12 protein-coding genes are annotated in these 21,639 nt (G+C 46.0%); 9 read left to right on the top strand and 3 right to left on the bottom strand.

Going from position 1 to position 21,639, the window contains the following annotated elements; all coding sequences use genetic code 11:
- Nucleotides 1–28: 28 nt before the first annotated feature.
- The 3 genes from FJD32_RS25315 to nadC form a co-directional block, all read right to left on the bottom strand.
- Nucleotides 29–442: a prepilin-type N-terminal cleavage/methylation domain-containing protein gene (locus tag FJD32_RS25315; RefSeq protein WP_088586230.1), complete on the bottom strand. Its 414-nt coding sequence runs from the start codon at nt 440–442 to the stop codon at nt 29–31.
- 190 nt (nt 443–632) lie between these two features.
- Complete coding sequence (locus FJD32_RS20610) at nt 633–1,532, bottom strand: IS982 family transposase (protein WP_088585327.1); 900 nt, start codon at nt 1,530–1,532, stop codon at nt 633–635.
- A gap of 530 nt (nt 1,533–2,062) precedes the next feature.
- Nucleotides 2,063–2,944: a carboxylating nicotinate-nucleotide diphosphorylase gene (gene nadC / locus FJD32_RS20605; RefSeq protein WP_140907504.1), complete on the bottom strand. Its 882-nt coding sequence runs from the start codon at nt 2,942–2,944 to the stop codon at nt 2,063–2,065.
- Between the two features lie 221 nt (nt 2,945–3,165).
- Here nadC and ampD point away from each other — a divergent pair, with 221 nt between their 5' ends.
- The 9 genes from ampD to FJD32_RS20560 all read left to right on the top strand — a co-directional run bounded on the left by ampD (nt 3,166) and on the right by FJD32_RS20560 (nt 21,609).
- The gene (gene ampD, locus FJD32_RS20600; protein WP_140907503.1) at nt 3,166–3,711 is read left to right on the top strand and encodes a 1,6-anhydro-N-acetylmuramyl-L-alanine amidase AmpD; all 546 of its coding nucleotides are present in this window, start codon (nt 3,166–3,168) and stop codon (nt 3,709–3,711) included.
- A 251-nt stretch (nt 3,712–3,962) separates the two neighbouring features.
- Nucleotides 3,963–4,814, top strand: coding sequence for a beta-lactamase regulator AmpE (ampE, locus tag FJD32_RS20595; RefSeq protein WP_140907502.1), 852 nt, complete (start codon nt 3,963–3,965; stop codon nt 4,812–4,814).
- A 345-nt stretch (nt 4,815–5,159) separates the two neighbouring features.
- A complete protein-coding gene (gene pdhR / locus FJD32_RS20590; RefSeq protein WP_011070781.1) occupies nt 5,160–5,912 on the top strand; it encodes a pyruvate dehydrogenase complex transcriptional repressor PdhR in 753 nt (250 codons plus the stop codon).
- Between the two features lie 80 nt (nt 5,913–5,992).
- Nucleotides 5,993–8,659 (top strand): pyruvate dehydrogenase (acetyl-transferring), homodimeric type, encoded by a 2,667-nt coding sequence (gene aceE, locus FJD32_RS20585; RefSeq protein WP_037413614.1) that lies wholly within the window; start codon nt 5,993–5,995, stop codon nt 8,657–8,659.
- Nucleotides 8,660–8,671: 12 nt separating this feature from the next.
- Complete coding sequence (gene aceF / locus FJD32_RS20580; RefSeq protein WP_140907501.1) at nt 8,672–10,693, top strand: pyruvate dehydrogenase complex dihydrolipoyllysine-residue acetyltransferase; 2,022 nt, start codon at nt 8,672–8,674, stop codon at nt 10,691–10,693.
- A gap of 149 nt (nt 10,694–10,842) precedes the next feature.
- Nucleotides 10,843–12,270 carry a dihydrolipoyl dehydrogenase gene (gene lpdA / locus FJD32_RS20575; protein ID WP_011627382.1) on the top strand — a complete coding sequence of 476 codons (1,428 nt, stop codon included), beginning with the start codon at nt 10,843–10,845 and terminating at the stop codon, nt 12,268–12,270.
- A gap of 167 nt (nt 12,271–12,437) precedes the next feature.
- A complete protein-coding gene (locus tag FJD32_RS20570) occupies nt 12,438–16,910 on the top strand; it encodes an EAL domain-containing protein (RefSeq protein WP_140907500.1) in 4,473 nt (1,490 codons plus the stop codon).
- Between the two features lie 225 nt (nt 16,911–17,135).
- The gene (locus FJD32_RS20565) at nt 17,136–19,355 is read left to right on the top strand and encodes a patatin-like phospholipase family protein (RefSeq protein WP_181159866.1); all 2,220 of its coding nucleotides are present in this window, start codon (nt 17,136–17,138) and stop codon (nt 19,353–19,355) included.
- Between the two features lie 211 nt (nt 19,356–19,566).
- On the top strand, nt 19,567–21,609 hold the full coding sequence (locus tag FJD32_RS20560) for a M13-type metalloendopeptidase (protein WP_140907498.1): 2,043 nt from the start codon (nt 19,567–19,569) through the stop codon (nt 21,607–21,609).
- Nucleotides 21,610–21,639: the final 30 nt, after the last annotated feature.

The following is a 21,639-nucleotide window of genomic DNA, read 5'->3' as shown; positions in this document are numbered from 1 at the left end:
TTAAGGGGCTTTCTATAAAAGAATAAGATTAGGTACTAGCTTTTACACCTGCACCTTGTTCGCAAAGTTTTACATCATTGTCACCGACAGCTTCAACGGCATAAGCCACAGCGCCAGTTGGTTCTACAGTTGCAGTAATTTTGCAACGAGTTGTAGCGAATGTGTAAGTGCTTTGTTTTTCTGGTTCCATAGTTCCTGTCGCACCAGCAGCTTTAATGTTATCGTTAACTGTCTTACATCCGATGCCTGAACTTACACAAGCAGCAGCAGTAGAAGATAAGCCGCCAATAGTTTTCATTGTTGCACCACCATCAGCAGTAACAACATAATCACGATATGCAGGCAATGCCACAGCTGCCAAAATACCGATAATGGCTACTACAATCATCAGTTCGATCAAGGTAAAACCCTGAGCATTCTTATTCATTTTGATACCTTTCATTTTTAACTCCAATACAGTGCAAAGTGTCATTTATCGATTGTGTTCGTTTCGGCTGCTTATCTTAATTGCTTGGCATGAATTGCTGGTTTTTTGGCTAGCGACAATTCACTTTGAGCTCATTTTGATAAGGAAGGCCGAAACGGCCATCTCGCCTAGGTAAAAGTTAGTACAAAGTTAACCTCAGATCTGGTTAAGCCAGCACTAAATTAGAGCTATCTAACAGTTCAAGCTCCTGAGCTGTTAGATTTAACGATGGCTTTTCTTCTTTTAAACAATATGCAATCAATCCACCAAGTAGATTGAGCATGAACCCATGCTCGCTGCGGTGTCTTGAGTGTTCAATATAGGAAATGTTCTTCAATTGGTCATTCACTGTTTCAATGATGAATCGCTTTTTTAAGATTGCTCTATCCCATAGAGAAATAAACTTTTTCTTCATGTTCTTACGAACTGTGGTGATTAACTCAACGCCCTTTTCCAAAAGCTCACCTGTTAGGGCTTGGCTAATATAGCCTTTATCACCATAAAGCTTACCAAAAAGAGACTCAGCCATTTCACTGACAGGTTGCCTGTCATCGACATTACCTTTCGTCAGTTTTAACGCTACAATTTCACCCAAGTGATTGATAATAAGATGCAGTTTAAATCCAAACGACCAGCCCATAGTTCCCTTTCCATGTTCGGCAATGCCTTCAAAAACCTTATTTCGCTTCGCTCGAATAATATGACAGACTTCAATTTTAGTGGAGTCGACAAACTGAATTCCCGTTGGCTTTCCAAGCTTTGAAGTCAGATAGCTACACATAGGGACAACGACGCTAGGCATTAATGCAAGGAAACGAGTGTAGCTCAACAACTCTGGAAAATAGGGTTTTAGCTGGCGACAAACATAGTGCAGATAATAATTTTTGAAATCTCGGTAATGTGATTGATGGAAATGAATGATAATGGTCATCACTTCTGCGGGAGAAAGGCGACAAGGTCTATTACGCTTCATTTCACCATTATCAAGCAATAAGCGTTGCCAATGTGGGATAAATAACTGACAGAAATCATCGACATCACAGTAAGTTTCAACTAGTTTGTTCATGCTCGTTCCTTTTTCTAATCACTCTTGGTCGAATGATCGGATCAGGGAACGAGCATTTAGTTCCTTTTGGGAGCTAAATTCTTATCCGAAGCTCAGGTAAGTTAAGTAAAATGAAACAACTTTTACGCATAAAGTATTAATTAAATGATTATTTTGTCTAAAAACTTGACGCTAAAACGTATTGCGTTCTAACAAATGTTTGACAATGTTAGTTAAGTTGACGCATTTAACACAGAGTCAAAACATCGACGCGAGTTATACCTGTTTTTAATGTGCGTATTTAGTGGGGTTATGCTGTAAAGGTTGGGAAGATAGAATCTAGGACGTTGCTGCGCAACTGCTAGGACGCTCGCAAGCTCGCTCTAGAAGCTAGAGCTGAAATGCATAAAGCTGGATCCCCTCGTCGATAACTGCTCCTGCGTTATTCTACCTCCTGCATCCATGCAGTCGTTCGCGAGGATGACGGCTTATGGGCTGCTACTAGAACCTAGTACCTAGAATCTATAAGGGCGCAGCCCGCTCTGCTTTTTCTAGCCTTTCAGTCGCATTGATAGGTCTAAGGCGCGAACATGCTTGGTGAGGGCGCCAACAGAGATATAGTCAACCCCAGTTTTGGCAAATTCTGCCAAGGTATCTAAGGTGACATTGCCTGAGACTTCAAGTTTTGCACCGCTGCCTTTAGCCTTGTATTGATTATTCAGCTCAACAGCCTCAACCATCATGGTGATATCAAAGTTATCTAACATAATGATATCTGTGCCTGAATCTAGCGCTAATGCGAGTTCTTCTAGCGATTCGACTTCGACTTCTACGGGTTTATTAGGATGTAAACTGCGCGCTGCATCCACCGCTTGGCGTATGCCACCACAGGCCATTATGTGGTTTTCTTTAATTAAGAAGGCGTCAAACAGACCGATTCGATGGTTTTTACCACCGCCACAGGTCACTGCGTATTTTTGAGCCGTGCGGAGTCCTGGGATGGTTTTGCGAGTATCGAGCAGGCGTGTGTGAGTGCCCGCTAACTTATCGACATAGTGTTTTGTCAGCGTTGCCACTCCTGACAAGGTCTGAATAAAGTTCATTGCCGTGCGCTCGCCCGTCAGCAGGGTGCGGGCAGGGCCTGATAATTCACATAACACTTGGTTTGGCAGCACGAGATCGCCATCATCAACATGCCAGTGCAGGGCAACTTCGCCACCTAATTGATTAAAGACTTGTTCGGCCCAAGCTTTTCCGCAAAAAACGCCTTCTTCACGGGTGATTAAGGTTGCTTCAGCATATTTATCAGCGGGAATAAGTTGGGCGGTAATATCGCCGTAGGCAATGGCTTTGCTGTGCTCGTTGATCTCGGTTCCACCAAGGTCTTCATTGAGGGCGGTTTTTACGGCGTGGCGAATATCGTTTTCTAGCATGATTGGGTCCTTGCATTCTTGCATGCCACAGATGGCGTGCTTGAAATTGCTTGCTTGCATTTGGCTTAAGATTATCATGGCTGCGCCGCTAGGTGCTAGAGCGTCGCGAGGCAACGGCTATGATATAGGGCCTAGAGCGTTGCTGCGCAACTGCTAGGACGCTCGCAAGCTCGCTCTAGAATCTATAAGGGCGCAGCCCGCTCTGCTTTTAAGGAGTAAACATGAGTTTTGAGTTTGGTTGGTATCGCGCGGCGCGGCGCTGTGAATCACCACATTTTAACCGTCGGCCCTTTGGAGAGATCAGCCTGTTGGTGATCCACAATATTAGTTTGCCCGCGGGATGCTTTGGGCTGCCTTATATTGATCAATTATTTCAAGGGTGTTTAGATACCAGTGCCGATGAAAGTTTCGCCGATTTAGCTGGGCTGCAGGTGTCAGCTCATTTTTTAATTCGCCGCGATGGCGAATGTGTGCAGTATGTGAGTTGTGAAGATAGAGCTTGGCACGCGGGTGTATCCCGTTATGGCGAAAGGGAAAATTGTAATGATTTCTCTATTGGTATTGAACTTGAAGGTACGGATACTAAGCCCTATACTGCCGCCCAATATCAGCAACTTATCGCATTGACCCAAGCCTTATTGGCACAATATCCTGCGTTAACTGCAGAGCGGATTGTGGGACATTGCGATATTGCGCCAATGCGGAAGACTGACCCAGGCCCAAGCTTTGACTGGCAAAGATATTTAGCGGCGCTGCGCGACTTTTAGTATCTAGGACGTTGCTGCGCAACTGCTAGGACGCTCGCAAGCTCGCTCTAGAATCTAGAGCCTAAAATCTAGATTCTATAAGGGCGCAGCCCGTTCTGCTTTTTCTAGCAGCTGCGCTTTTTGCAGCGCTCTAGAGCCTAGAGCCTAGAACCTAGAGCCTAGAGCCTAGAGCCTAGAGCCTAGGGCCTAGAAGGGCGAAGCCCGCGCTGCTTTTTCTAGTCCGTCCAGCTTTTTTACAAGGAGTATTACCGATGGCATTATTTTCATTATTGGTCGCCATTCTCGTGGAACGATTAAAGTTTCTTCCTGCCTCCTGGCAATGCGATCGCGTGCTGCAATCCTATCAATCGACCTTTTTTGGTGATAAAGCTTCTCTTACTAGTACTAACATGTTGCTCGCACTCTTGTTACCGGCTTTGGTCGTGCATGTTTTGGGGTGGGTTGCGTCTGGCATGTTTTGGGGTTTATTAACCCTTGCCCTGTGGGTGGTAGTGGCAATTATTTGCTTTAATCATCAAAAACAGCGCGATAGCTTCAAAAAGTATATGCAGGCGGCGTGTCGCTCCGATGTGCAAGCCTGTTACCACTATGCCGCCGAACTAGATTGCAGTGAGTGTTTGGATGCGGTGTCTGAAAAAGACTTAGGCGCCAAGGTCGGGCAGAGTGTTGCTTGGATTAACTATCGTTATTACGGCGCAGTGGCATTATGTTTTATCTTCCTAGGCCCAGTCGGCGCGGTGTTATATTGCACCGCCCGCTTTTATGCCGAAGAGAATGTGCGTAAGTCGCTTAATTTACCGCTGATTGAAGATATTATGTTTGTTATGGATTGGATCCCGAGTCGGATATTTTCCTTTGGCTATGCGCTCAGCGGTCAGTTTAGCGAAGGGCTCTCGGCTTGGCGTGAGCATGCCTTAAATATCCATGCGAGTGCCAGACGAGTGGTGACAGAAACCGCTTTAGCGGCGCAGCCGCTGCCAGAGGAGTCTAGTGCACCAGTTTGTGTACAATCGACCTTAGCATTATTAGTCTTAAGTAAACGCAACTTTACGCTGATGGTTGCTGTGCTATCGCTGTTGACCATTTTTGGGTTGGTGAGTTAATAAAAAGGACACTGCGCGGCTTCTAGAATCTAGGACGCCACTTCGTTGCTCTAGCACCTAGAACCTAAAATCTAGAATCTATAAGGGCGCAGCCCGTTCTGCTTTTTCTAGCAGCTGCGCTTTTGCAGCGTTCTAGAATCTAGCACCTAGCACCTGCACTTGCTGTGGTTTAATGGTCTGACCCCATGATGAGTTTTTTAGGCTATGCTCTCTCATCGTGAGCGGTTTTGGATGGGATCACCTTTTAAGGTCGATTTTCAATCTAGACATCAAAAGTATGATTTGATAAAGTGCGCTCACTCATAAAAATTGGTAAGACCAATTTACAACGGAGCTGAGCGCCAAATGGCCTATAGTAAAATTAATCAGCCAAAAATTTCTGATGTGATCATGGCGCAACTCGAGCAGATGATCCTCGAAGGCAGTTTACAGCCGGGTCAGAAATTACCGCCGGAGCGCGAACTGGCCATCCAGTTTGAAGTGTCTCGCCCTTCCTTGCGTGAAGCCATTCAAAAGCTTGAGGCGAAAGGGCTATTAATGCGCCGTCAAGGCGGTGGCACTTATGTCAAAGAACAACTCTGGCAGAGTCTTGCCGATCCTATCGTTGAATTAATGACTGCCGATCCAGAAAGCCAATACGACTTGCTGGAATTCCGTCATGCGACCGAAGGCATGATGGCCTATTTTGCCGCATTGCGTGGCACAGACGCCGATATGCAAAATATCAAGCGTATGATCCTTGAGGTGGAAGCCGCCACCAATATCGAACAACAAGCCGCCGCGATTGTACGTTTTTACCGCGCCGTCGCCGAAGCGTCACACAATGTGGCTATGTTGCATCTCGTACTCAGTTTAACCCCTGTGCTGCATAAGAATGTGGCGCAAAACTTGGAGCTTTTAAGCCGCCGCGAAGAAGCCTCCACTATGGCCAACGATCACAGACGTGCTCTGCTCGCTGCTATCGTTCGTCGTGATCCTGAAGCCGCCAGAGAAGCCTCGAATGAACACTTAAGTTACATCGAAGAGGTGATGTTATCTGTGCGGGAAGAAGATAGCCGGTTGCAGCGAAGTTTGCGCCGTTTAAAGAGTGGCGCTTAAGTTCCCGACTTTAGCACTCGCTAAAGCGGAATATGCCGCAAACACCATTCATCATCATGTATATAGAGAAGGACAGTGTCATGTCTGAAGATATGCTACAAGACTTAGATCCGTTAGAGACTCAGGAATGGGTTGACGCCCTGCAAGCTGTATTAGAACAGGAAGGCCCTGAACGCGCCCATTTCTTATTAGAGAAACTGATCGATAAAGCCCGTCGCAATGGCACGCACTTGCCTTACACTGCGACCACGGCCTATTTGAACACTATTCCTGCGGGTCAAGAGCCGCACATGCCAGGCAACCAAGAGATGGAACGTCGCATTCGCGCCATCATCCGTTGGAACGCCTTAGCTATGGTGCTACGTGGTTCTAAGAAAGATTTAGAGTTAGGCGGCCATATTTCGAGTTTCGCGTCGAGCGCAACCATTTATGACGTATGCTTCAACCACTTCTTCCGCGCGCCAAACGAGAAAGACGGCGGCGACTTAGTGTATTTCCAAGGCCATATCGCCCCAGGTATCTACGCCCGTTCATTCTTAGAAGGTCGTTTAACTGAAGACCAACTGGCTAACTTCCGTCAAGAAGTGGATGGCAAAGGTTTATCTTCTTATCCGCACCCTAAGTTGATGCCAGACTACTGGCAATTCCCAACGGTTTCTATGGGCTTAGGTCCAATCCAAGCGATTTACCAAGCTCGCTTCTTAAAATACCTGACTGACCGTGGTCTGAAAGATTGTTCTGAGCAAACCGTATACTGCTTCTTAGGTGACGGTGAGTGTGACGAGCCAGAAGCCTTAGGTGCTATCGGTTTGGCCGCGCGTGAAGAATTAGACAATTTAGTCTTCATCATCAACTGTAACCTGCAACGTCTGGACGGCCCAGTACGCGGTAACGGTAAGATCATCCAAGAACTGGAAGGTGAATTCCGCGGCGCTGGCTGGGAAGTCGTGAAAGTGATTTGGGGTCGTTACTGGGATCCATTATTGGCCCGTGATACCAGCGGTAAGTTATTGCAGTTAATGGAAGAAACCGTTGACGGTGAATACCAAAACTGTAAAGCCAAAGGTGGCGCTTATACTCGCGAACACTTCTTCGGCAAATACCCAGAAACCGCCGAAATGGTAGCGAACATGTCAGATGATGACATTTGGCGCTTAAACCGTGGTGGTCATGACCCAGTTAAAGTGTACGCGGCATTAGACCATGCGCGTAAGACTAAAGGTCGCCCAACGGTGATCCTAGCGAAAACCGTTAAAGGTTACGGCCTAGGTGATGCGGGTGAAGGTAAGAACATCGCCCACAACGTGAAGAAAATGGGTATCGAGTCTATCCGTTACTTCCGCGATCGTTTCAATATCCCGATTCCTGACGATCAATTAGAAGATCTGCCGTTCTACCACCCAGGTCCAGATTCGGAAGAAGTGAAGTACATGATGAGCCGTCGTGCCGCGCTGCATGGTAGCGTGCCACAACGTCGTGAGAAGTTCAGCGAAGAGCTGGAAGTGCCATCACTGAAGATTTTCGATTCGATCTTAGCAGGCTCAAATGGCCGTGAAATTTCATCGACCATGGCGTTTGTTCGCGTACTGACTGCGCTGTTAAAAGACAAGAAAATTGGCAAAAACATTGTGCCAATTATTCCTGACGAAGCGCGTACTTTCGGTATGGAAGGTCTGTTCCGCCAAGTGGGTATTTATGCTCACGAAGGCCAAAAATACGTACCGCAAGACTCTGACCAAGTGGCTTACTATCGTGAAGATAAAACCGGTCAGGTGCTGCAGGAAGGTATTAACGAACTGGGTGCAATGTCATCTTGGGTGGCTGCTGCGACCAGCTACTCAGTCAACGATACACCGATGATCCCATTCTACATCTACTACTCAATGTTCGGTTTCCAACGTATTGGCGACATGGCATGGGCTGCGGGTGATATGCGTGCACGTGGTTTCTTAGTCGGTGGTACTTCAGGCCGTACAACACTGAATGGTGAAGGTTTACAGCATCAGGATGGTCACAGTCACGTACTGGCTAACACTATTCCTAACTGTATTACCTACGATCCAACTTACGGTTATGAAATTGCCGTTATCGTTCAAGATGGTATTCGTCGTATGTACGGCGAAAAACAAGAAGATATCTTCTACTACCTGACCACAATGAACGAAAACTACATCCAGCCTGAAATGCCAGAAGGTGCTGAGGAAGGTATCGTTAAAGGTATCTACAAGCTGGAAACGGTTAGTGGTTCTGGTAAAGGCAAAGTGCAGTTACTGAGCTGTGGCACCATTCTTGAGCAAACCCGTAAAGCGGCGCAAGCGCTGGCGAAAGACTTTGGTATCACTGCCGACGTATTTAGCGTGACAAGTTTCAACGAATTGACTCGCGATGGTCAAGCGGCAGAACGTTGGAACATGCTGCACCCAACGCAAACGCCAAAACAAGCGTATATCAGCCAAGTGATCTCGAGTGATGCGCCTGCAATCGCAGCGACTGACTACATGAAGATCTACGGCGAGCAGTTACGTGCATTTATGCCAACCGATTACAAAGTGTTAGGTACTGACGGTTTCGGTCGCTCAGACAGCCGTGACAACCTGCGTCACCACTTCGAAGTGGACGCTAAGTTCATCGTTATCGCGGCACTGAAGTCACTGGTTGATCGTAAAGAGCTGCCTGTTGATGTGTTAGCGAATGCCATCAAGGAATACGGCATCGACGCTGACAAGATCAATCCACAGTACGCGTAAGAGGCAATAAAAATGGCTGAATTAAAAGAAGTTTTTGTTCCTGATATCGGCGGCGATGAAGTACAAGTTATCGAAATCTGTGCTTCTGTGGGCGATACCTTAGCAGCGGAAGAGTCGATTCTGACCGTTGAAAGCGACAAGGCGACCATGGACATTCCTGCGCCTTTCGCGGGTGTGTTAGCCGAATTGAAAGTGGCCGTCGGTGACAAAGTCAGCGAAGGTACCTTAATTGCGATGATGCAAGCAGCGGGCGCATCCGCTCAAGCTGCTGCGCCAGTTGCTCAAGCTGCTGCTCCTGCGCCAGCTCCAGCAGCACCTGCTCCAGTACAAGCGGCTCCAGCCCCTGTGGCTGCCGCGACAGCGACGGGCGCAACCCAAGTGGTTGAAGTCACTGTGCCGGATATCGGTGGTGACACCGATGTGTCAGTTATCGAAGTCTTAGTCGCCGCTGGCGATAAGATTGAGGTTGACGCTGGCCTTATCACGCTTGAAACCGACAAAGCGACCATGGACGTACCATCGCCATTCGCGGGTGTGGTAAAAGAAGTGAAAGTGGCTGTGGGTGACAAGGTTTCCCAAGGCTCATTAGTGATCATGCTCGAAGTGGGCGGCGCGGCTCCTGCTGCAGCGCCACAAGCGAGCGCGCCAGCAGCATCAGCTCCTGTCGCTCAAGCGGCTCCTGCTGCGCCAATTGCTCCAGTTGCAGCTGCAGCACCAGTGGTTGCTGTTAAAGAAATCCAAGTGCCAGATATTGGTGATGCCAGCAATGTCGATGTGATTGAAGTGCTAGTGTCTGTGGGTGATATGATCACCGCCGACCAAGGTTTGATCACGTTAGAAACCGATAAAGCGACCATGGAAGTACCAGCGCCATTCGCCGGTAAACTGTTGTCGTTAACCGTTAAAGTCGGTGATAAGGTTTCTCAAGGTAGCGTGATTGCGACGATTGAGACTGTGACTGCTGGTGCAGCTCCTGCGCCTCAAGCCGCCGCGCCAGCACCTGCACCAGTCGCCCAAGAAGTGGCACCAGCTCCTGTTGCAGCCGCCCCTAGCCGTCCACCAGTTCCACATCACCCAAGTGCAGGTGCGCCTGTGTCTACTGGTGCGGTTCATGCGTCTCCTGCGGTTCGCCGTTTGGCCCGTGAATTTGGTGTGGATCTTACTCAAGTGACGGGTTCTGGCCGTAAAGGTCGCATCATGAAGGAAGACGTTCAGGCGTATGTGAAATACGAACTGTCTCGTCCTAAGGCGACAGCAGCAACTTCCGTTGCAGCGGGTAACGGTGGTGGTCTGCAAGTGATTGCCGCACCGAAAGTGGATTTCAGCAAATTTGGTGAAGTGGAAGAAATTCCATTAAGCCGTATCCAGAAGATCTCTGGTCCAAACCTGCACCGCAACTGGGTAACTATTCCTCACGTGACTCAGTTCGATGAAGCTGATATCACTGAAATGGAAGAGTTCCGTAAGCAGCAGAACGACGCAGCGGCGAAGAAGAAAGCCGATTATAAGATCACTCCGCTGGTCTTTATGATGAAAGCTGTGGCGAAAACGCTACAACAGTTCCCTGTGTTCAACTCAAGCTTAAGCAGCGACGGTGAATCACTGATCCAGAAGAAGTACTACCACATCGGTGTGGCGGTTGATACGCCAAACGGTTTGGTTGTGCCAGTGGTGCGTGACGTGGATAAGAAAGGCATTATCGAGTTATCTCGTGAGCTGGCCGATATTTCTATCCGTGCTCGCGATGGTAAGCTCAAATCTGCTGATATGCAGGGTAGCTGCTTCACTATTTCAAGCCTAGGTGGCATTGGTGGTACTGCATTTACCCCAATCGTTAACTACCCAGACGTGGCGATTTTAGGTGTGTCTAAATCTGAAATTAAGCCTAAGTGGAATGGTAAAGAGTTCGAGCCTAAATTGATGTTGCCACTGTCGCTATCCTACGATCACCGCGTGATCGATGGTGCAATGGCTGCACGCTTTAGCGTGACCCTGTCAGGAATTCTGTCCGATATTCGTACTTTGATTCTGTAAACAAATAAGGCTGCTCATCTTGAGTGGCCTTTTGTTTATTGTGATCAGTATCAAACACAGGTTAAAATGCGCCCACCTTACGCGCTGGCGCATTTTCGGTTGGCAGGATTACTCCCCTCCAACGGATTGAATGAGAATTAGAGGAAAACATGAGTAACGAAATCAAAACTCAGGTAGTGGTATTAGGTGCAGGTCCTGCGGGATATTCTGCTGCCTTCCGTGCGGCTGACTTAGGTCTGGAAACCGTTATCGTTGAACGTTTTAGCACTTTAGGTGGCGTGTGTTTGAACGTGGGTTGTATCCCATCTAAAGCCCTGTTACACGTTGCTAAAGTCATCGAAGAAGCCAAAGCCGTTGCTGCACACGGTGTGGTGTTCGGCGAGCCAACCATCGATTTAGACAAGTTACGCAGCTTCAAGCAAAAAGTGATCAGCCAGTTGACTGGTGGCTTAGGCGGCATGTCTAAAATGCGTAAAGTAAACGTTGTTAATGGCTTCGGTAAATTTACTGGCCCTAACAGCTTAGAAGTGACAGCTGAAGACGGCACTGTGACCGTTGTTAAGTTTGACCAAGCGATCATCGCTGCGGGTTCTCGCCCAATCAAACTGCCATTCATTCCCCATGAAGACCCACGTATTTGGGATTCGACCGACGCATTAGAACTGAAAGAAGTTCCTGGCAAACTGCTGGTAATGGGCGGCGGTATCATCGGTTTAGAAATGGGTACGGTTTACTCTTCTCTGGGCAGTGAAATCGACGTGGTTGAAATGTTCGACCAAGTGATCCCTGCGGCTGACAAAGACGTTGTTCGCGTATTCACTAAGCAAATCAAGAAGAAATTCAACCTGATCCTCGAAACCAAAGTCACTGCGGTTGAAGCCCGTGAAGACGGTATCTACGTTTCGATGGAAGGTAAGAGCGCGCCAGCAGAGCCTGTTCGTTACGATGCTGTGTTAGTGGCTATCGGCCGTACACCAAATGGCAAGCTGATCGACGCTGAAAAAGCGGGCGTTAAGATTGATGAGCGTGGTTTCATCAACGTAGACAAACAATTACGTACTAACGTACCGCACATCTACGCTATCGGTGACATCGTTGGTCAACCAATGCTCGCTCACAAAGGCGTGCACGAAGGCCACGTAGCGGCCGAAGTTATCGCTGGCATGAAGCACTACTTCGATCCAAAAGTCATCCCATCAATCGCTTACACAGACCCTGAAGTGGCCTGGGTTGGTCTGACTGAGAAAGAAGCGAAAGAGCAAGGTATTGCTTACGAAACAGCGACTTTCCCATGGGCTGCATCTGGCCGTGCAATCGCTTCAGATTGCAGCGAAGGTATGACTAAGCTGATTTTCGATAAAGACACTCACCGCGTAATCGGTGGTGCTATCGTGGGTGTGAACGGTGGCGAACTGTTAGGCGAAATCGGCCTAGCAATCGAAATGGGTTGTGATGCTGAAGATTTAGCATTAACTATCCACGCTCACCCAACGCTGCACGAGTCAGTGGGTCTAGCGGCTGAAATCTACGAAGGTTCTATTACTGACCTGCCAAACCCAAAGGCAAAGAAAAAGTAATTTAACCTTTGTCTCGTCCTGAAATAAGTTGAGACTTATATTCGTAAAAGCGCCTTTAGGGCGCTTTTTTATTGCCTAAGTAAAAATGTAAAGTTAATGTGAATGTGCGGGTGTATTCAGACTGTTGAACTGCTACAGTAAAACTATGGTGTTAAGTAAGTCGTCAAATGAAAAAAATAATAATCCACTTCCTTTTGGCATCAATATTGGTTTTTTGTTCAGGTCTTCATTCGGCTTGGGCGGGTAGTTTTGTACAACGGGTTTTTTCCGACAGGGACGGACTTGAAGCGACCAGTATTCGCGCGCTCACACTCGATGACCATGGTTTTATATGGGCTGCAACCGAGCAAGGTTTATATAGGGTTAGTAATTCTAAAGTGAGGCGAATTGATAAAACGGGTTCTGAGTTACGCCTTGCTGATGAGTTTTTGACAACAGTTGTCAATATCGATCGCGATATGCTGTTAGTCAGCACCAATGCCGCAACCTATCTTTATGACATCGCAAAAAATCAATTTACCCAGATGGGGTCACCTAATTTATTCCCTCATTTCCCTAGTGGAGTGTTAATTTCTGCTGCTCGTAAAAATGCCCAAGAATGGCGCTTGTTGATTGATAACGGCCAGATTTACGACTTATCCCCCTCAACCTTAACCTTAACTTTAGTGAGTCAGTTACCCGTTAATCGCGATCTACCCTGGCGCAAGTTATTGAGCATGCCTGATGGTCAGTTTCTTGTTGCGGGTCAATTTCAATTGTTACTCCTCAACAGTGCCGGGGAAAAAGTCGTTGATTACCAATGGACTGAACCTATGGGCAGTATTCTGGATATGCTTGAGGATTCAAAACAGCGTATTTGGATTGCAACGAGCCGAGGGATTTACCGATTAGAACCAAAAACCTTACAGATTTTCCCTGTTCCTGAATTACCCGATTGGAGCACTGCTATGGCTGAAGGCCATAATGGTGAGATTTGGTTTTCGAGTCGGGCAGGTTTATTAAAGTGGTCTCCAGATACCCATCAGATTGAAAATTATCAACAAGAGCTTAAAACTCAAGCCAATATGGAAACATTAAAGGCGATATTGTTTGATAAATCAGGTTTGATGTGGGTTGGGGGCTCTGGAGATGGTTTAGCCTTACTGGCCTCGCAACCGGATTTCATTCTTGATACTTATACTGGCGAACCGCCACACCAATTATCTGACGCTATGGTGTGGTCGGTGTTTGCGAGTGATGAAGGATTATGGTTTGGGGCGTCAAATGTCAGCTTTGTCGGGCGAAACACTCAAAAAGCAATTACCGTAGATATTGAGGGATTAAAGCCGCACGAGAGTGTTTACGGGATCAGTCGCTTTATTGACCACTATTTATTAGTTTCGACCACCAGTGGTTTGTTTGTCGTGGATAAGTTGACCTTAAAAGGGATCAGTTTTGCCCAGTGGACGCATGGTGGTGAAGCATTTAAAAATAAACTCATCTATGGCACTTATGCCGATCCGAAACTCAAAGGACGGTTTTGGATTGCAACGGGTACGGGGCTGTATTTTTGGGAGCAAGGACTGTTTGAGCCGCAGCCATTTAACTTTGATGGGGCAACTGGGAATTCGCCAGAGCTTAAGCGGCCAACCATTCGTACTTTATATCGAGCCTCTGACGGTAAATTATGGATAGGTGGACGAAAGGTATTTGGTTATATTGACGAGCAAAATCTTTTTCACGATCAAAGACAATTGTTCAGTGGCTTAAACTCTGTGCCCTCAATTAGCCATATTGAAGAAATATCTCCCGGTGTGATGTGGTTTGGCTCCTATGAAAGGGGCTTATTCGAATTAAATCTCCACAGCGGTAAACTGGTTTCGTTAAGTTCACAATGGCAAGTAAATTGTAGTTCAGTATTTTTTATCCAAAAAACAACCAATGCCAATGTCGTTGCCTGTGCTGATTCGCTAATTCGTCAAGATAGAGCGACAGGGCAAATCTCAATGTTTAACCAACTTGATGGCCTAATTTCTAATGAAATGAATGAAGGCGCCTATTTTTATTCTGCCGTTTCAGGTCTGTATATTGGTACTCCTGAAGGGGTGATGAACCTTGATGTGGACAAGATGGTCAACCGTATTGCCGATGATCATGTGATGTTGGAGTCGGTATCGGTTTATTACGACAACAATACCCAAGTCTCGTTGTTACCCAAACCGTTGATGGTGATTAAGCCTGACGCCAATATGGTAAGCCTGCAGATCACTAACCTCGATTACCTTGATGATTCGCCAATACAATTTAAATATCGACTCAGATATCAAGGGGAGGAAGATAACTACGTGCTGCTCCAAGGTGAGTCGCAGGTAAACCTCGCAGGCTTAGCAGCGGGAGAATATCTACTTGAGGTGTTAAGCCAAGTCAATGGAATCTGGTCAGATAAGCCCTTTACTTTTCCCTTCTATGTTGAGCAGCACTGGTGGCTGACTCAAGGGTTTAAAGGTTTATTATTATTAGTGTTTTCGATTATTGCACTGAGTTTAGCTTGGTATCGACAGCGTCAGGTTCGCACCTTTATGGCGATGAATCAAGCGCTAACCGAGAGTGATGATCGTCTCAGGCAATCGTTACGTGGTAGCGACTCTGATCTTTGGGAATGGCACAGGGATAGCCAATGTTTTTATCTCGATAACCGCGGTTATGTCTTGGGAAGTCATGCCAACGAAATTGTACTTACTCTTGATTCACTTCCCGTACATCCTTTGGATCGGGAAAAAGTACTGGTGCAATGGAATAGCATGCTTGCAGGAGAGGTTGATCGGTTTGAAGCCGAATATCGATATCATCGTCGCGATGGTAACTGGGGCTGGTTGAGGGTGCGTGGGCGTCCTGTGGCTCGTAATAAACAAACCCAAGTTATTGAGCGGGTAGCGGGGATTTATAGTGATATAACCTTGCAGCGACAGCTTGAAGATGAAGTCAGTCTTTTAGCCCAAGCATTTGAAAATACATCAGAAGGTGTACTTATTTTAGACGTAGATGAAAATATTCGTGTTGCCAATCATGCCGCACAGCACATTATAGGCTCAGAACAACAGAGCTTAGTCGGCCTATCATTTTCGCAATTTGTGCAAATGAAGGATGGGTTATCTACGGAAGTTGCCCAGTTACTTGGTCAGGATAGCTCATGGACGGGTGAGCGTGAGTTAGTCGGACAAAACGGCCTAGTGTATCCCGTATGGCTTAACGTGTCGGTGATGCAGTCACTGAATGAAAATGCCATTCACTATGTAGTGGTATTTTCAGATATCACTGAGCGGAAACGCACCGAGGCCGACCTTAGACGTCTGGCAAATTACGATGTATTAACAGGACTCCCTAACCGTTCGTTATTCGCCAATCGTTTGATGCAATCTATTCAAGCGGCTGAGCAAAGTGGTGAAAAGTTAGCATTGCTGTTTCTTGACCTAGATAGATTTAAGCATGTCAATGATTCCTATGGCCACAGTATGGGCGATGCACTCTTAGTTGAAGCATCTAATCGATTACAATCCTGTATCGGAAGTGACCATTTACTCTGCCGTTTTGGTGGCGATGAATTTGTTATTTTGCTGAAGAATGTTAAAGAGTTAAGTGATATTAACCACTTAGCTGAACAGTTGTTGGCACAAATCGTCGCGCCATTTAGGTTGTTTGGCCGCGAGTTTTATATTTCAACCAGCATTGGGATCAGTATTTGGCCCGATGATGCAATGCAGCCAGAAGCCTTCATAAAAAATGCGGATCTGGCCATGTATCATGCCAAGGAAGAAGGTCGTGGTAACTTCAAATATTATTCATCAGAGCGCAACGCCCAAGCGTTATACCATTTACGTTTGGAGGCGGATTTACGTAAAGCGATAGAGCGGCAAGAATTTGAACTGTATTATCAACCACAAATTGATATTTTGCAGGGGGATAAATTTATTGGCATGGAAGCACTCATTCGTTGGCGACATCCCGTCGATGGTTTTGTGCGACCCGATATTTTTATTAAAGTTGCCGAAGCTTGTGGTTTGGTTGTTGATATTGATCGCTGGGTTTTACGCCGCGCGTGTTCGGATGGGGCCAAATGGGCAATGCAAACCGCTGAGCCATTTAAATTGTCGGTCAATATTTCAGCTGTGCATTTCCGTCAGCCAGACTTTATCGATGGCGTGAAGAAAATTCTCGATGCCACCCGTATGCCCGCTTCATCTTTATGCTTAGAAATTACCGAAGGGGTGTTAATGAAAGAGTTGCAGGTGGCTAAAGCCCACTTAATGCAGCTTGACGAGCTAGGCATTGAAGTCGCGATTGACGACTTTGGCACCGGATATTCCTCTTTAGCTTATTTACGCAATTTTGAGGTGAATACACTCAAAATTGACCGTTCATTTTTGATCGATATCGCCTCGAATTCTGCCGATCAGGCTATTGTGAGTAGTATTATTGAATTGGCTCGTAACTTAAAATTAACCGTAGTAGCAGAAGGGGTTGAAACCGTTGAGCAGTTAGAGCAGCTTTTTAGCCGTGGCTGTTATATTGTTCAGGGCTATTACTTTGCCAAACCAATGTCTGTCAGTGATTTTGAAAAATATCTTCAGTTACAGTCTCCGCTTGACTCATTGCAATCTTAATCTGCAATTTATGTGTGCTTAATTGCGCATTTTTAGCCTCGGCTCAAGTTGGGGTTTTATGTTGAATTATCTGTTTACAGCACTTGTGTTTAAACGTAAATGAAATAACGCGATCATTAATGGCAAATTTTCAACTCATCGGTTCAGATAAAATATGACTGATGGTTAAATAGATAAATTTGCTAATATTAACTCGAAATTTTTTATCCTATAAAAGTACTCATTATGATGCGCCGAATAGTAGCTTCTCTCTTTTTATGTGTGTTGCTGACTCCCTTATGTGCGGCTGAACGGCCAAAAATAGGATTAGTGTTAAGCGGTGGTGGTGCTAAAGGCGCCGCCCATGTTGGTGTACTTAAAATTTTAGAAGAACATCATATTCCTGTGGACTATATTGCAGGTACGAGTATCGGCGCTTATGTCGCGGGTATGTATGCCTTGGGATACAGTGCAAGTGAAGTCGAAACCATCATGATGGGAGTTGATTGGGATAGTGGTTATTCGGATACCATCCCTCGTAATGTATTGAGTTATCGAGATAAACAGTTACGAGATCGCTATAATATTCCGCTCAATATTGGTTATACCGAAGGCGAGGTGAAAGCGCCAAGTGGGGTATTGCGTGGGCAGACCATGTCGCAGTTATTACGGCAGTCTACGGATTTAGTGGAGCAATTTGGTGATTTTGATGCTTTAGCTATTCCTTATCGTGCCGTGGCGACGGATTTAGAAACCAGCCTACCCGTTGTGCTTAACCATGGCAGTATTATCAAAGCAATGCAGGCTTCTGCTACGGTGCCAGGTGCATTACAACCTACGCAAATCGACGGTAAGTTACTGGTGGATGGTGGTATTGCCAACAATATGCCTGTGGACGTAGTGAAGGCGATGGGCGCTGATATTATCATTGCTGTGGATATTGGCTCACCACTGGTAAAAAAAGATAAGCTCGATAGCACTATTGCCGTATTAGATCAGTTGTCCAATTTCTTGACTAACGCCAGTACTGAAAAACAAAAGCAATTATTGACTGATAATGATGTGTTGATCCGTCCTGCGATCGATGCCCTAAGCACAACCGATTTTACCATCATGCCTTTAGCGTTAACCCTCGGCAAAGAAGCGGCGACCAGTCAGTTAGTTAAATTGCAAAAGATGAGCGTTAGCGAAGAACAATATGCCGCCTATGTTGAGAGTAAAAGGGCCAAGGGTAAGACTGTCATGGCGGATATCGCTCATCCTATCAAGGAAATTGTGTTTGATAACCACTCAAAAGTTAGCCTTAATTTATTAAAAGAAACCCTAGAACTTAAACCTGGTCAGAATATTACTAAAGATGAATTGAACGATGCGATAAAACGTATCTATTCCTTAAATAAATTTGAACGTGTTGACGCCGAATTTGTGGAGGGTAAAGAAGGGCGTGTACTTACGGTAACCACCCGAGCTAAATCTTGGGGACCAAATTACTTCCAACTAGGCTTTAATTGGGAGGACGATTTTAGCTCTGATTCAGCCATCAGCTTTGATATGGCTTATACCATGACAGACTTAACCTTTAATGGCGGAGAGTGGCGAAACGAAGTTAAGCTTGGATTCGAAAAGCTATTTGCAACCGAGTTTTATCAACCGCTAGATAGAGATCAAGAGTTTTATAGTCGAGCCCGATATCAATTCGATGTTCATAATTGGGATCTCTACGATAACAATAACCGTGTTTTTGTCTTTGACAAGAAAACCCACACTATTGAATTAGGAATTGGTTATAACTATGTCTTGCAAGGGTTTATTGAATTTGGTTTAGTGGGGGAGAAAGGCGTTATCGTCAATGATGCCTGGTTGCTGAAGGATTTTGATTTTAACTCCTACGGTGCTTACTTGAGGGTTGGTTATGACAGCTTAGACAGTATTAGTTTCCCGACTTCGGGTAACCGCATCACCTTAAATGTGTATGTGCGTAATGAAGATTTTGACGATGTCGTTGATAACAATAAAAACGAATTTAGTGTTCAGGTTGAAGCCGATTGGAAAGGCGCACTGAGCGTTGGCAATCACGCCTTTGTAGGTAAAGCGTCGCTTGCGACAAATAATAATGACGGACTTAATACGTTACACTTGTCCGATTTGGGCGGTTTCTTAAACCTTTCTGGTTATCACAAGGACTCGCTCACAGGGGCGCATAAGCTCTTTGGCGCCTTTGTCTATCAGTATGATCTGGGCCGAGATGCCTTATTAGGTATGAGAGATTACCCACTCTATTTAGGGCTAAGTTTAGAGGCGGGAAATGTATGGTATGAACGCTCAGAGGTATCCCTCTCAGACCTTATCTATGCTTCTAGCCTTTACATAGGTACAGATACTTCTATGGGGCCGGCAGCACTGGGCTTTGGTATTACAGATATGGGTGATAAATCCTTGTATTTATTTGTCGGTAAAGCCTTCTAAATCGATCGAAGGGCATAACTAAGGTTATGCCCTTCGTTTTTCCTGCTGAACACTATTCCCGCATAATCTAAAAATCGCGTTTATACTGGTTTGCGCAAATATCACTAAGTGTCATAACCTTTTACAAAATCTTGCTACAGCCAAACTAGGCAAAATGCTAAGGTTTTGCAGGAAAAAATAACAACACTCTCAACGGAAGCTGGGGAAAACAATGAAGAAGATTAGCACACTGGCGCTGGGGATTGCCCTGAGCCTAGGTTTAGCCGCTTGCAGCAGCGAGCCTAAAACTGAAGTCGCCGCGGTTTCTGGCATTGAATTACAAAACTTTGATGCCTCAGTTCGCCATCAAGATGATTTTTACTACAGTGTTAACGGTAAATGGTTAGCCAACACACCCATTCCAGCTGATAAATCCAACTACGGTGCATTTTCTGTGCTGTACGATCAAAGCCAAGATGCATTGAAAAAGATCATCGATGCAGCGGCCGCAAAAAAGAATGCAGCCCCTGGCTCCAATGAGCAAAAAATTGGCGACTTTAACGCCAGCTTTATGAATACCGATTTGCTCGAATCCTTAGGTGTAACCCCATTAAATCCATTACTGGCGGACATCTCTGCAGTGAAAAATCACAGTGAATTACCCGCGGTGATGGGGAAATTACTCACCAGCGGCTCAGGTATTCCCTTTGGTTTCTACGTTAATAACGACGCGAAAAATTCTACCCAATATGCAGTGTATTTAAGCCAGTCGGGCTTAACCTTGCCAGACCGCGATTACTACTTAAAAGATGACGCTAAGTTTGTCGCTAATCGCCAAGCAATGGCGAAATATGTGACTGATATTCTGACTGAAGCGGGCTATAAAAATGCAAAACGTGCCGCGAAAAACGTGGCCGATATTGAAATGATGATCGCGAAAAGTCAGTGGAGCCGTGTAGAGTCGCGCGATGCGAACAAATCCTATAACAAACTGAACCGCGCCGAGCTGCAAAAGCTTATGGGACAGTTTGATTTTAATGCCTTTGCCGCGACTGCTGGCTTAGGTGATAAAGTGACTGACGTGATCGTGCGTCAACCCTCTTATTTTGAAAAGTTAGGTGCAAATTTTGATGCCTTCCCTGTTTCGGCTTGGCAGGACTATTTAACGTTCCACCTCGTGGATAGTTACGCCGAGCTGTTAAGTAAAAACTTTGTCGATCTTAACTTTGCCTTTAAGAGCAAAACGTTGATGGGCATTGAAGAGCAGCAACCACGCTGGAAAAAAGCGGTTGATGGCGCCGACCAAGTAATAGGTGAATTAGTGGGTGAAGAGTACGTTAAGCAGTACTTTAAACCAGAAGCCAAAGCTCGCATGGAAACTATGATCAAAAATCTGATCAAAGGTTTCGAAGTCAGTATTAATGAGCTCGAGTGGATGACGCCAGAAACTAAAGTCGCGGCTCAGGAAAAACTGTCTAAGTTTACCTACAAGATTGGTTATCCAGACAAATGGAAAGACTACACTGCGCTAGAAATCAAGCCTGATGAGCTGGTGGGCAACTATATGCGTTACGCCCAGTTTGAATATCAAGACATGATCAACAAGCTCGGTAAGCCAATCGATCGTACCGAGTGGCATATGACACCGCAAACGGTGAACGCTTATTACAGCCCAGTTGGCAATGAAATCGTATTCCCAGCAGCGATTCTGCAACCGCCATTTTTCAATATGGAAGCCGATGATGCGGTCAACTACGGCGGTATCGGTGCGGTTATTGGCCACGAAATCAGCCATGGTTTCGACGACCAAGGCGCTAAGTACGATGGCGACGGTAACCTGCGTGACTGGTGGTCGGATAAAGACCGTGAAGAGTTCCAAAAACGCGGTAAGCAACTGTCGGCGCAGTATTCTGGCTACGAAGCATTACCCGGTAAGTTTGTGAACGGTGATTTAACCTTAGGCGAAAACATCGGTGACTTAGGTGGATTAACAGTAGCTGCTCGCGCTTATATGATGAGCTTAAACGGTAAACCTGCTCCCGTGCTCGATGGCCTAACGGGCGAGCAGCGTTTCTTCGTCGGTTGGTCACAGGTATGGCGCCGTAATTACCGTGATGAAGAGTTAGGTCGTCGTTTACTGACGGATCCACATTCACCTAGCCACTACCGCGCGATGGGGACGCCGCGCAATATTGAAGCTTTCTATAAAGCCTTTGAGCTGAAAGAGAGCGACAAGATGTATTTAAAACCAGAAGAGCGCGTAAAAATCTGGTAATCCATAGGATGAAAACGAAAAAGCCAGACA

It is taken from the genome of Shewanella sp. LC6, from assembly GCF_006385735.2.
GTDB lineage: Bacteria > Pseudomonadota > Gammaproteobacteria > Enterobacterales > Shewanellaceae > Shewanella > Shewanella xiamenensis.
This window is presented reverse-complemented; position numbering and strand designations above follow the sequence as displayed.